Here is a 12,864-nt window from a genome sequence, read left to right as displayed (position 1 = left end):
TAGTGAATACGAAAGGAATTACTATGAAACTTCATACTTTATTATCAAGATTAAAGCCTTTAGTGAATCTTCCATCTGAAAATCCGGAAATCACTGGAGTTGAAATGGATTCAAGAAATGTAAAACCAGGTTATTTATTCATCTGTATAGAAGGGTATACAGTTGATGGCCATAAGTACGTAGATCAAGCAATTGAAAAAGGCGCAGTAGCAATACTTGCACAAAAACCAATTGAATCGAATGTTCCAGTAGCTTATGTGAAAGATACAAATCGTTCGATGGCTGTTGTTGGTAATGCCTTTTATGAAAACCCAACACATAAACTAAATCTAGTTGGTATTACTGGTACGAATGGTAAGACCACAACTTCATATATTATTGAAGAAATCGTTAAACACAATAAGAAAAAAACAGGTGTCATTGGCACTATTGGTATGAAAATTGGAGAAGAGATTTTTGAAACAAAAAATACAACTCCTGATAGTTTAACTTTACAATCAATGTTTGCAAAAATGGTTGACGCAAATGTGGATACTGCTGTAATGGAAGTTTCTTCTCATGCATTACATTTAGGGCGTGTTCATGGTTGTGAATATGATATTGCTGTTTTTACAAATCTATCACAAGATCACTTAGATTATCATGGAACGATGGAAGAATATAAAAAAGCTAAAGGTTTATTATTCTCTCAACTAGGTAATAGCTTCTCTACACAAAAACCTAAATTTGCAATCCTAAATAATGATGATCTTGCTTCCAATGAATATATGAAGTTTACACAAGCAAATCTAATAACTTATGGTTTAAGTCAAGAGGCTGACTTGTTTGCTGATGAAATCGAATTAACGAATGCTGGTACTAGATTCACATTGCATTTTTTAAATAAACAATATGTTGTAGAAATGAACCTAATTGGAACATTTAACGTATATAATGTGTTAGCTGCAATTGGTACAGGAATCGCATTAAATATAGAAATGGAGACAATCCTAGACGCTGTTGCAACGATTGAAGGTGTTCCAGGACGTTTCCAAGCAGTTAATGCTGGTCAAGATTTTACTGTAATTGTAGACTATGCTCATACACCAGATAGTTTAGAAAATGTATTAAATACTGTTAAGCAATTTGCAAAAAATGATATTTATACTGTTGTTGGTTGTGGTGGAGATCGTGACCGAACAAAACGACCACTAATGGGTAAGATTGCAGCGGATCTTTCAACAAAAGCGATTTTTACATCAGATAACCCAAGAACAGAAGACCCAACTTTAATTTTAGATGACATGAAACGCGGATTAGAGCATAATAATATAACGGTAATAGAAGATCGTAAAAAAGCTATAACATTTGCGATTCAAAATGCAAAAAAACATGATATTATTGTTATTGCAGGTAAAGGTCATGAGACATATCAGATTGTAGGAACGAATGTTTCACATTTTGATGATGTTGAAGAAGCTAAAGAAGCAATTTTGCAAAGAAGAGGATAGTATCCTCTTCTTTGTACTGTGAAAAATTGATTTCATAATTCTTAATAAAAGAATTAAACTATTAAGTAAAGAACGAAGAAGAGAACTTTAGAAAGGAGGGCGTATAATGCTAGAACCGTCAATTTTAGTTGCTATGATCTCAGCATTTATCATTGCAGTCATTTTATCGCCTATTTTTATACCGTACTTAAGAAAACTTAAATTTGGACAGAGTATTCGAGACGAAGGTCCACAATCTCATAAAAAGAAATCAGGAACCCCAACAATGGGTGGGATTATCATATTAATCGCTTTAAGTTTATCTGCACTTTTAATTTCTATGTATTTTGATGTTTTATCAACACGTACATATGTATTATTATTTGTCACAATTTGTTTTGGAGTAATTGGATTTTTAGATGACTATATAAAGGTTGTTAAAAAAAGAAATCTAGGATTAACATCTAAACAAAAATTCATTTGCCAAGTTATAGTATCAATCATTGTCTTTTTCGCAATTCGTGCAATGGGAATCTCTACAACTATATCTATACCAGGGACAAATTATTCATTTGATTTAGGCTTTATCTATGTATTATTAATTATCTTTATGCTAGTCGGTACTTCAAACGCTGTAAATTTAACAGATGGATTAGATGGACTTGTGTCAGGTACAGCTGCAATCGCGTTTGGTGCATATGCAGTTCTTGCATATAACCAACACCAGCTTGATGTTGCAATATTTTCAATCGCAGTTGTAGGAGCTGTATTAGGTTTCTTAGTATTTAATGCACACCCTGCAAAGGTCTTTATGGGAGATACAGGCTCATTAGCGTTAGGTGGGGCGTTGGCTGCAATTGCAATCGTTACACACTTAGAAATTTTACTTGTTATTATTGGTGGTATTTTTGTAATTGAAACACTATCAGTAATGATTCAAGTTGCATCTTTTAAAGCAACGGGTAAAAGGGTATTTAAAATGAGTCCGCTGCACCATCATTATGAATTATCTGGATGGTCAGAATGGCGAGTTGTTGTAACATTTTGGTTTGTAGGATTACTTTTTGCATTATTAGGAATCTATATTGAGGTGTGGATGTAATTGAATAACGTATCGAACTTTCAAAATAAAAATGTATTAGTATTAGGAATGGCAAAGAGTGGTTATGCAGCCAGTAAATTATTAAAAAAATTAGGTGCGACTGTTACTGTTAATGATCGAACTCCTTTTGAACAAAATGCAATTGCACAAAAGTTAAAAAGTGAAGGTTTTAAAGTAGTATGTGGTGAGCATCCATTATCATTATTAAATGATCAACCATTTTGTATAGTTAAAAACCCAGGAATTCCATATACGAATCCATTATTAATAGAAGCTATAAAGCGTAATATACCAATCTATACGGAAATAGAGCTTGCTTATCTAATAAGTGAAGCACCATTTATCGGAATTACAGGCTCAAATGGGAAAACGACGACTACAACTTTAGCATTAAATATGTTACAAGAAGGCAATAAAAAACCACTTGTTGCAGGTAATATTGGTACTGTCGCTTGTGAAGTTGCTGAAAATGCAAATGAAGATAATATTATTGTAACTGAGCTTTCTTCATTTCAATTGATGGGAATCGAAAATTTTCGTCCAAAAATTTCATTAATCACAAATATTTTTGAAGCTCATTTAGACTATCATGGTACAAAAGACGAGTATATTAAAGCAAAAGCCAATATATTTAAAAATCAAACAGAAAATGATTTTGCCGTCGTTAATTTTGATGATGAGAATGTAATGGCAATGGCCTCTTTAATTAGAGCGAAAATTATTCCATTCTCTACAACTAAAATTGTGCAAGATGGTGCATATGTTCAAAATGGCTTTGTTTATTTTAAAGAACAAAAAGTAATTGAAGTTGAAAAAATTGTCTTACCAGGTAAACATAATTTAGAAAATATATTAGCAGCAGTAGCAATTTCTAAACTTCTCGATGTTGATAATGATGCGATTGAAAAGGTATTAACAACTTTCACTGGTGTAGAGCACCGACTTCAGTTTGTGACAGAAATAAATAAGAGAAAGTTTTATAATGATTCAAAAGCTACTAATATTTTAGCGACACAAAAAGCAATTTCCTCATTTCAAAAACCAGTCATTCTAATTGCTGGTGGATTAGATCGTGGAAATGGCTTTGACGATTTAATTCCATATTTTAAAAATGTAAAAAAAATGGTCACTTATGGTCAAACTGCAGAAAAATTAATTGAATCAGCAGAAAAAGCAGGAATGAAAGCAGTAAAATCGGTAGATAATGTTGAAGATGCTGTAAATGAAGCATTCGCTCATTCAGAAGTTGGAGATATTATTTTATTGTCACCTGCTTGTGCAAGCTGGGATCAATTTAAGACTTTTGAAGAACGTGGTAATAAATTTATACAAGCAGTGCATAAATTAATGTAAGGCTTGTTTAATTCAAAAGTTGAGGTGTATTTAAGTGCCAACAAAGAAAAATAGTCCTGACATGATTCTTGTTCTCGTTACGCTATCATTATTAACAGTAGGTATGATTATGGTTTACAGTGCTAGTGCAATATGGGCATCTTATAAGTTTCATGATTCGTTCTTTTTTGCTAAACGGCAATTATTATTTGCTGGGGTTGGAGTAGTCGGAATGTTTGTTGTTTCAAATATTGACTACTGGTTTTTCAGAACACATGCAAAAAAAATATTAATCGCTTGTTTTATCTTGTTGGTACTTGTACTTGTTCCAGGAGTTGGTCTAGTACGAGGTGGAGCGCGAAGTTGGATTGGAATCGGTGCATTCTCTATTCAGCCCTCTGAGTTTATGAAACTTGGAATGATGGTATTTCTATCAAAATACTTAGCAGATAATCAGAAAAATATTACGTCTTTTAAAAAAGGTCTAGTACCAACATTAGGTCTTGTGTTTTTGGCATTTGGTTTAATTATGCTTCAACCTGATTTAGGAACAGGTACAGTAATGGTAGGTACTTGTGTAATCATCATATTCGTAGCTGGAGCAAGAATATCTCATTTTATGGGGTTGGGTATTGTTGGGGTTGCAGGATTTATTGCCTTAATTGCTTCTGCTCCATATCGTATAAAGAGGATTACATCATTCCTAGATCCATGGTCTGATCCATTAGGAACTGGATTCCAAATTATCCAATCACTATATGCGATTGGTCCAGGTGGATTATTTGGTTTAGGATTGGGACAAAGTAGACAAAAGTTTATGTATTTACCTGAACCACAAACTGATTTTATTTTTGCTATTCTATCAGAAGAACTAGGATTTATCGGTGGATCTTTTGTCATTTTATTATTCTCTTTATTACTTTGGAGAGGGATTCGAATTGCCTTAAGTGCCCCTGATTTATTCGGTACTTTTTTAGCAGTAGGAATCGTCTCAATGATTGCAATACAGGTAATGATTAATATAGGCGTTGTAATAGGCTTAATGCCTGTTACTGGGATTACATTGCCATTCTTGAGCTATGGTGGTTCATCATTAACCTTAATGCTTTTAGCTGTTGGAGTGTTATTAAATATAAGTAGACATGCACGTTCATAAATGGACCGACTCAAATTGAAACAAGTATATTATGTACTTGAATTTTTCAAAGATGAGTCGGTCATTTTTATGAATTAGAAGAAGAAAACTCAAAGTAGTGGCCAATTTTAGAAATTATGTAAATGTTCAACCACGCCTCTTTCTTCTCCTAAAAACTCGCCAATCGGTGGGTTTTCTTTATTTTTTAAGAAAAAACAATTAGAATGATAGTGATAAAATTGGTATAATAACTACTTAAACTGCTTAAAGTTATTTATGTTTTGTAATTTAGGAGGATCTTTATGAAAATTTTAGTTAGTGGTGGGGGTACTGGTGGTCATATTTATCCAGCACTTGCGCTAATTAAAGAGTTAAAAAAACAAGATTCCAATGTAGAATGTTTATATGTTGGTACAGAAAATGGATTAGAAAAAGGGATTGTATCTAAAGCAAACATACCTTTTAAATCTATTGTTATTACAGGGTTCAAGAGAAGCATATCTTTAGAGAATTTTAAAACAGTCTATCGATTCCTAAAGGGTGTATCAGATAGTAAGAAAATAATTCGTGAATTTAAGCCAGATGTAGTCGTTGGAACTGGTGGATATGTTTGTGGTCCTGTTGTTTACGCAGCAGCAAAACTAGGGATCCCTACAGTTATACATGAACAAAATAGTATACCTGGATTAACAAATAAGTTCTTAAATCGTTATGTAACAAAAGTTGCCATTTGTTTTGAAGAGGTTGCTGAATATTTTAATAAAGAGAAAGTAGTATTTACAGGGAATCCGAGAGCTTCTGAAGTACTTGGGGAATCAAATCCAACAGTATTAGAATCATTAGGATTAAAATCAGGTAAACGCACAGTACTAATTGTTGGTGGTTCGAGGGGAGCAAGACCGATTCATCAAGCATTTTTAAAAAGTGTCGATCAATTAGGTGAAAAAGATTACCAAATGATTTATGTAACAGGTGAAGTACATTACGATTCTGTCATTGAGGAAATAAATAAAGTAGGTAACCCGGAAAATGTAGTTGTTAAACCATTTTTACATAATATGCCTGAAATTTTACGAGAAGTGGATTTAGTAGTTTCAAGAGCAGGGGCAACTACATTAGCAGAATTAACTGCATTAGGAAAACCTAGTATTTTAATACCAAGTCCTTATGTAACGAATAATCATCAAGAAGTTAATGCTAGATCACTTGAGAAAAATGGTGCAGCTATTGTTATATTAGAAAAAAACTTCAATAATGAATATTTAGTAACTGAAATTGAAAAAGTATTACTAAATCCTATTAAACTTGAAGAGATGAAAAATGCATCATTGAAAATGGGTGTACCAGATGCTGCAAAAAAACTAGTAAATGTATTAGAAAAAATGAGTAAATGAACTTGCACGAACAAGTTTGAAATAAAATAAAAATGTAATAGAGGAACTATAAGCTAAAGGGGGAAATATATCGAATGTTTGAATCAAAATTAAAGGAAATATTAAATGACTCGAGTCTTCTAATAAATGAGCCTTTAGCAAATCATACGACAATGAAAATTGGGGGGCCAGCTGAGTATTTGGTCATTCCTAAAACTGTGAATGAAATGAAAGAAATTATTAACCTTGCAAATGAACATGGCGTAAATGTGACTGTAATCGGAAGAGGCTCAAATTTACTTGTTTCAGATCAAGGTATTGAAGGTGTCGTAATTAAAATTAGTGATTGCTTAGACCACATTGAAGTAGAAGGTACAAAAGTAATTGTAGGTGCAGGATATTCAGTTATTCGTTTAGCTACTCAATTAAGTAGAAAAGGATTATCTGGTCTAGAGTTTGCAAGTGGGATTCCTGGTAGTGTTGGTGGCGGTGTATATATGAATGCGGGTGCTCATCAATCAGATTTTTCAAATATTACTTCTAGAGCACACATTCTATTTCCTGATGGAACAATGGAATGGTTATCAAATGAAGAATTAGATTTTTCTTATCGAACTTCAGTCTTACAACATAAACGTAAAGGGTTTGTATTAGAGGCAGAACTTCAGCTTCAAGAAGGATCAAAAGAAGCTTCAACTGCTTTAATGCAAAAAAACAAAGATTATCGAAGAGAAACACAACCGTGGAATTATCCATGTGCTGGAAGTATTTTCCGTAATCCATTACCACAGTATGCTGGTAATTTAATTGAGCGTGCAGATTTAAAAGGATATCAAATTGGTGGTGCGAAGGTTTCTGAAATGCATGGTAACTTTATTGTAAATGCTGGAAATGCTACTTCAAAAGATGTACTGGACCTAATAGCATTTATCAAGAAAACTATATTAGAAAAATTTAATGTGCAACTTGAAACAGAAGTTGAAATTGTTGGGAAAAAAATGTAAGTTTCTTCTAAACTAACCAAATTATATGCTATAATTTACATAGCATATGATGACCAAGATAGAATGGCATTCATTTGCTATTCTATTTTTTATTATTCTTAAATTACTTCTTGAGCAAAAGTAAATTAAAAAGGTATTTTCAGTTGAACATTGATAATGGAGGCATATTTATGCAGGAAAATAAGATTATTAGTTTAGAAGACCGTGTACCTGTTTTACGTAATAAAAAACGTAAAAAAGCAAATATGCGATTACTAGTGACAATTCTTGTGTTTTTTTCTTTGCTTTTATGCGTATTATATTTCCAAACATCAATTGGTTCAAAAATTCATTTAGTAATTAATGGAAACAAGCTGTACTCTGATAAAGAAATTCAAAAATTAGCCGATTTAAACGTTGATGATAGCTTTTTGACTATTAGGTCAAAAAGGGTAGTAGATCAGCTTGAAAGTGAAAACACAATTCAATCTGCAATCGTACATAAAAGATTTCCTAATAAAGTAGAAATCGATGTAAAAGAATTTCAGCCTGTTGGACAAGGTTTATTCAGCGGGAAAAAGTATCTATTATTAGAAAGCGGAGTCCTTATTAAAGAGAAAAATTCACTAGGAAATACTACAGCACCTGATTTAATTGGTTGGAAACAAGGAGACGAGTTACAGGAAATGGCTGCGGAATTGAAAAAAATGCCACAAAGTATATTTCATTCAATTTCTGAAATAGATTATACACCAAGTAAGGATGATCCTTTGTTAATAACGGTTTTTACAAATGAAGGGTATGAAGTAAGGACAACGATTCGAAAATTCTCAAATAAAATGTCAAATTACCCATTAATTTTAAAGTCAATACCTAAAAATCAAAAAGGGGTTATTCATTTAGAGGTTGGTGCATATTTTTCTCCGTATAGTACTGATATTAAATAGTGGATTTAACATTAGTGAACAGTACTTTCAAGTCTTTTTTAACTTTTCATGTTAGTGTAGACTAGTAGTTAAATAGAAATAATGAAAAAAATTAAAAAGATTATGAAAAATCAAACTTAAAAAAGAGGAAAAACCCCGTAAATGTTGAATAGATGTCATATATGATATTTAAGAATGAATTGATGTTCGATTATAATAGATAGAGAAAAAAAGGAGGTGCCATCATGAACAGCAATGAGATCTATGTGAGTCTTGACGTTGGAACTTCAACAATTAAAGTAATCATAGGAGAACTAGTTAACGACACACTTAACATTATCGGTGTTGGTAATGTTAAATCTTCAGGCTTAAAACGTGGGTCAATAGTTGATATAGATGAAACAGTCAAATCAATCAAAAAAGCAATTGATCAAGCAGAAAGAATGGTTGGCATTCATATTGACAAAGTAATTGTAGGGGTAAGTGCAAATCAAGTGCAATTGATTAGTACTAACGGCGTAGTAGCAGTATCTAAAGAAAATAAAGAAATTGACAATGAAGATGTTTTAAGGGTAATGGATCAGGCTCAAGTAATTTCTATACCACCGGAAAGAGAAATTATCGATGTTGTTCCACATGAATACATTGTTGATGGCCTTTCTGAGGTAAAAGACCCAAGAGGAATGATTGGTGTACGATTGGAAATGGAAGGTACATTAATCACTGGTTCAAGAACTCTAGTACATAATATACTTCGCTGTGTTGAAAGAGCGGGGTTAGAAGTAACGGATATATGCTTACAACCTATGGCTGCGAGTACAATAGGACTAAAGCAGGATGAAAAAAACCTAGGTGTAGCTCTTGTTGACATCGGTGGAGGCTCAACTACAATTTCTCTTTTTAGAGAAGGAGTATTAATAGCTACTTCAGTACTACCCGTTGGAGGAGACCATATTACAAAAGACATATCAATTGGATTGAAAACTTCAACAGATGATGCAGAAAAAATTAAAGTGAAATTTGGACATGCCTTTTATGATACTGCATTACCTGAAGAAGTATTAAGTGTTCCAATAATGGGTAGTGAACAACATCAGCAATACAGTCAACAAGAAATTTCAGACATTATTGAAGCTAGATTAGAAGAAATCTTCCTTATGGTTCAAAATGAGCTTGTAAGAATGAGAGGAAGCAATTTACCAGGTGGATTTGTTCTAACTGGTGGTACAGTAACAATGACTGGTGTAATTGATTTAGCACAAAAGGTATTTAAAAATAATGTAAGGGTAGCAACACCAGATTATATTGGTGTAAGAGAACCTCAATACATTACTGGCGTTGGACTAATCAAGTATGCTTTTTATAAATCAAAAATGCGTGGAAAAAAACTTAGCTCTAATATAGCATTCGAATCAAATGAGCGAAAACCTGTAGCTGTTACAAATTCAAATACAAAACCGAAACAGCAGGATGAAGAACGCGTCATGAGTAAAGTTAAAAGCATTTTTAAATATTTATGGGATTAAATTTGTGATGAATTTGAATAGTAGGGGGATCAATCATGTTAGATTTTGATACAAATGTAGATGCTTTAGCGAAGATAAAAGTAATTGGTGTAGGTGGCGGAGGAAATAACGCTGTTAACCGAATGATTGAACATGGAGTACAAGGTGTAGATTTTATTGCAGTAAATACTGATGCACAAGCTCTTAATCTATCAAAAGCAGAAGTGAAAATGCAAATCGGTGGCAAACTTACTCGTGGTTTAGGGGCAGGAGCTAATCCAGAGGTTGGTAAAAAAGCAGCAGAAGAAAGTAGAGAACAATTACAAGAAGCTCTTAAAGGAGCAGACATGGTATTCGTAACTGCTGGAATGGGTGGCGGTACAGGAACAGGTGCAGCTCCAGTAATTGCACAAGTAGCAAAAGAATTAGGTGCATTAACTGTAGGTGTAGTTACTCGTCCATTTACATTTGAAGGTAGAAAACGTTCAACTCAAGCAGCAACAGGAATCGCTGCAATGAAGGAAAGCGTTGATACTTTAATTGTTATTCCTAATGACCGATTATTAGAAATCGTTGATCGTAATACCCCAATGCTAGAAGCATTCCGCGAAGCAGATAATGTACTTCGTCAAGGGGTTCAAGGTATTTCTGACTTAATCGCTGTTCCGGGATTAATTAACCTTGACTTTGCAGATGTTAAGACAATTATGTCTAACAAAGGTTCTGCATTAATGGGTATCGGTGTTGCTGGTGGAGAAAACCGTGCAGCTGAAGCAGCTAAAAAAGCTATATCTAGTCCATTACTTGAAACTTCAATTAATGGTGCGCAAGGTGTACTTATGAATATAACTGGTGGAACTAACTTAAGCTTATATGAAGTTCAAGAAGCAGCAGATATCGTATCAACTGCATGTGATGCAGAAGTAAATATGATTTTCGGTTCTGTAATTAATGAAAACTTAAAGGATGAAATTATTGTAACGGTTATTGCGACTGGATTTGAAGGTGTCATTACAGCACCACCTACTCCAAAACCAATGGCAAGACAAACAATTTCAACACCTACTCAAACTCCACAACCAACTATTAAACGTGAACCAATTCGTGAAGAAGCTCCGGTTGTAGAAACGACTAAAAATGTAACTAGTCTTGATGACTTAGATATTCCGGCGTTCTTACGTAATCGTAAAAGACGCTAATAAATGTAAAAAACCAAGATAAGATTATTCTCTTATCTTGGTTTTTTTTTATTCTTTCGAGTAGTGATTTTGTAAAATATGTTGATTGCTAATGACATTTTCAAACTGATCGCTACAACCCTTAGGTAATAAAACGCCTAATCCATGTGAGTGCGTAAATTCAAAAGAAGGATGTTGTTGTTTAATGTCTTCCCAGAACTTATAAACCCCAAAATCTTGTATTCTTACTTCAGTATCATGGATTAGAACAATACCTTCTTTCGATACTTTTGGAAGCCAAGTAGTGTAATCATGTAGTACGGCTTCAAATGTATGAAACCCGTCTATATGAAGTATGTCGATCGAATCATCTTTGAAATTTTTAATTGCTCCATCAAATGAATTACGTAACATTTTAGCTTCTTTTTGATAGTGTTTTTGAATTACTCCAGAAACTGTATCAAAAACTTCATTACTATACATTCCACTATGCAAATCACCTTGCCAAGTATCAATTGCAAAACATTCACTGGAAAGCTTATGATCTTTCACACTTTGACAAAAACAAAAAAAAGAAAAACCATAGTGAGTACCTAATTCTACAATTTTTTTTGGTTTCACGAATTGAACTAAATCGTAAGCGAACTTTGCGTGACCTTTCCACGCAGAGTGCTGTCTTATTGATGGATTATTTTGATCAAACTCAAAAATAGGAGAATTATATATCCATTTATCCATATTCTCACTCCTTTTTTACGGTAGATTTAATGGTAAGTGAAGGGGATAAAGGGTAAAGATTTCTATAAAAACCTGACCTGTCCAATCCATATTTCGCAAATGTATTGTCGAAAAACTCTTCAATGATGATACCTTTTTTTGACAGACTTCTTACCGTGCTCATCCTATACTTACATATAAATGAATATTCTATAGAGGATGGCGAACAAAATTGGTGATATATGGCGATCTTGTTTGGTTATTAAACTTGTTAATGGACTTCTTGATTATTCAATTGACAGGCTTAATTCTAAAAAGAAATGTATCTATTTTGCGGTCATTGTTAGGGGCGTTATTAGGTTCAATCGTTGTTTTAATGACGTTTACTCCTTATGCATATGTTGTTGGCTCACCCTTTATGAAAATATTATTATCGTTTTTCATAGTATTTTTTGCATTTGGACGTCAACGGATTATCACTTTTTTACAGCTAATAAGTATCTTCTATTTTTCAACATTCATTTTAGGTGGCGCATTATTAGGCTTACATTACTTATTTGCTTCTAATGAATCAAATTTAACCAAATCATCTTTTTATGGGGATCCTGTTAGCTGGTATTTTGTAATTGGAATGCTACCGATCGTAATATTTTATGCTAGAAAATCAATCAATCATATCTCGTTTACAAAATGGAAATTGAATGAAATGTATGAAATGGAAATAGTGTGGCGTAACACTTCAATTAAAATTAGAGGGTTAATGGATAGTGGTAACTCTCTTCATGAGCCTCTTTCTAGGAAACCAGTTATTATTTTAGATTGTTCCACTAGTGATTATGGATTACCAATCGAACTAGTAAAGTTGGTAAGGGACACAGAAAATACGTTACATAATACTGAAGCACTCGATGTCTTAAGCTTCTTCCAAGGATCTTTTATTCCTTATAAAAGTATTGGTCAAAGTAATCAATTCCTCGTCGCAATAAAACCTACTGTTGTTAAATTGAAAATTAATGGGAAATGGTATTCATCGAGTTCGGTTTTAGTTGGATTGAGTCATGTTACTTTGTCTTCAGACAATTTATATGAATGTATCCTTCATCCAAAAATGATGCAAGGAACAATTAATGAAATTGCATAGGAG

11 protein-coding genes are annotated in these 12,864 nt (G+C 33.1%); 10 read left to right on the top strand and 1 reads right to left on the bottom strand.

Going from position 1 to position 12,864, the window contains the following annotated elements; translation table 11 throughout:
- Positions 1 to 23: 23 nt before the first annotated feature.
- From B6K90_RS12205 to ftsZ, 9 genes are all read left to right on the top strand, one after another.
- Positions 24 to 1,490 carry a UDP-N-acetylmuramoyl-L-alanyl-D-glutamate--2,6-diaminopimelate ligase gene (locus tag B6K90_RS12205; protein ID WP_088013041.1) on the top strand — a complete coding sequence of 489 codons (1,467 nt, stop codon included), beginning with the start codon at positions 24 to 26 and terminating at the stop codon, positions 1,488 to 1,490.
- A 106-nt stretch (positions 1,491 to 1,596) separates the two neighbouring features.
- A complete protein-coding gene (mraY, locus tag B6K90_RS12200) occupies positions 1,597 to 2,571 on the top strand; it encodes a phospho-N-acetylmuramoyl-pentapeptide-transferase (protein ID WP_088013040.1) in 975 nt (324 codons plus the stop codon).
- Positions 2,572 to 3,924, top strand: a complete 1,353-nt coding sequence (gene murD, locus B6K90_RS12195; RefSeq protein ID WP_088013039.1) for a UDP-N-acetylmuramoyl-L-alanine--D-glutamate ligase — start codon at positions 2,572 to 2,574, stop codon at positions 3,922 to 3,924.
- A 61-nt stretch (positions 3,925 to 3,985) separates the two neighbouring features.
- Complete coding sequence (gene spoVE / locus B6K90_RS12190) at positions 3,986 to 5,059, top strand: stage V sporulation protein E (protein WP_088013112.1); 1,074 nt, start codon at positions 3,986 to 3,988, stop codon at positions 5,057 to 5,059.
- Between the two features lie 281 nt (positions 5,060 to 5,340).
- Entirely contained in the window at positions 5,341 to 6,432 is a 1,092-nt protein-coding gene (gene murG / locus B6K90_RS12185; protein ID WP_088013038.1) for an undecaprenyldiphospho-muramoylpentapeptide beta-N-acetylglucosaminyltransferase, read from the top strand.
- 74 nt (positions 6,433 to 6,506) lie between these two features.
- On the top strand, positions 6,507 to 7,415 hold the full coding sequence (gene murB / locus B6K90_RS12180) for a UDP-N-acetylmuramate dehydrogenase (protein WP_088013037.1): 909 nt from the start codon (positions 6,507 to 6,509) through the stop codon (positions 7,413 to 7,415).
- A gap of 170 nt (positions 7,416 to 7,585) precedes the next feature.
- The gene (locus B6K90_RS12175) at positions 7,586 to 8,341 is read left to right on the top strand and encodes a cell division protein FtsQ/DivIB (protein ID WP_088013036.1); all 756 of its coding nucleotides are present in this window, start codon (positions 7,586 to 7,588) and stop codon (positions 8,339 to 8,341) included.
- A gap of 224 nt (positions 8,342 to 8,565) precedes the next feature.
- Positions 8,566 to 9,846: a cell division protein FtsA gene (ftsA, locus tag B6K90_RS12170; RefSeq protein WP_088013035.1), complete on the top strand. Its 1,281-nt coding sequence runs from the start codon at positions 8,566 to 8,568 to the stop codon at positions 9,844 to 9,846.
- A gap of 35 nt (positions 9,847 to 9,881) precedes the next feature.
- The gene (gene ftsZ / locus B6K90_RS12165; protein WP_069035599.1) at positions 9,882 to 11,024 is read left to right on the top strand and encodes a cell division protein FtsZ; all 1,143 of its coding nucleotides are present in this window, start codon (positions 9,882 to 9,884) and stop codon (positions 11,022 to 11,024) included.
- Positions 11,025 to 11,072: 48 nt separating this feature from the next.
- Here the strand turns inward: ftsZ and B6K90_RS12160 are convergent, their stop codons facing one another.
- Positions 11,073 to 11,741, bottom strand: coding sequence for a class I SAM-dependent methyltransferase (locus B6K90_RS12160; protein WP_088013034.1), 669 nt, complete (start codon positions 11,739 to 11,741; stop codon positions 11,073 to 11,075).
- 214 nt (positions 11,742 to 11,955) lie between these two features.
- Between B6K90_RS12160 and spoIIGA the strand changes: the two genes are divergently transcribed.
- Positions 11,956 to 12,861: a sigma-E processing peptidase SpoIIGA gene (spoIIGA, locus tag B6K90_RS12155; protein ID WP_181868993.1), complete on the top strand. Its 906-nt coding sequence runs from the start codon at positions 11,956 to 11,958 to the stop codon at positions 12,859 to 12,861.
- Positions 12,862 to 12,864 lie beyond the last annotated feature (3 nt).

The organism is Gottfriedia acidiceleris (assembly GCF_002128425.1).
GTDB lineage: Bacteria > Bacillota > Bacilli > Bacillales > Bacillaceae_G > Gottfriedia > Gottfriedia acidiceleris.
This window is presented reverse-complemented; position numbering and strand designations above follow the sequence as displayed.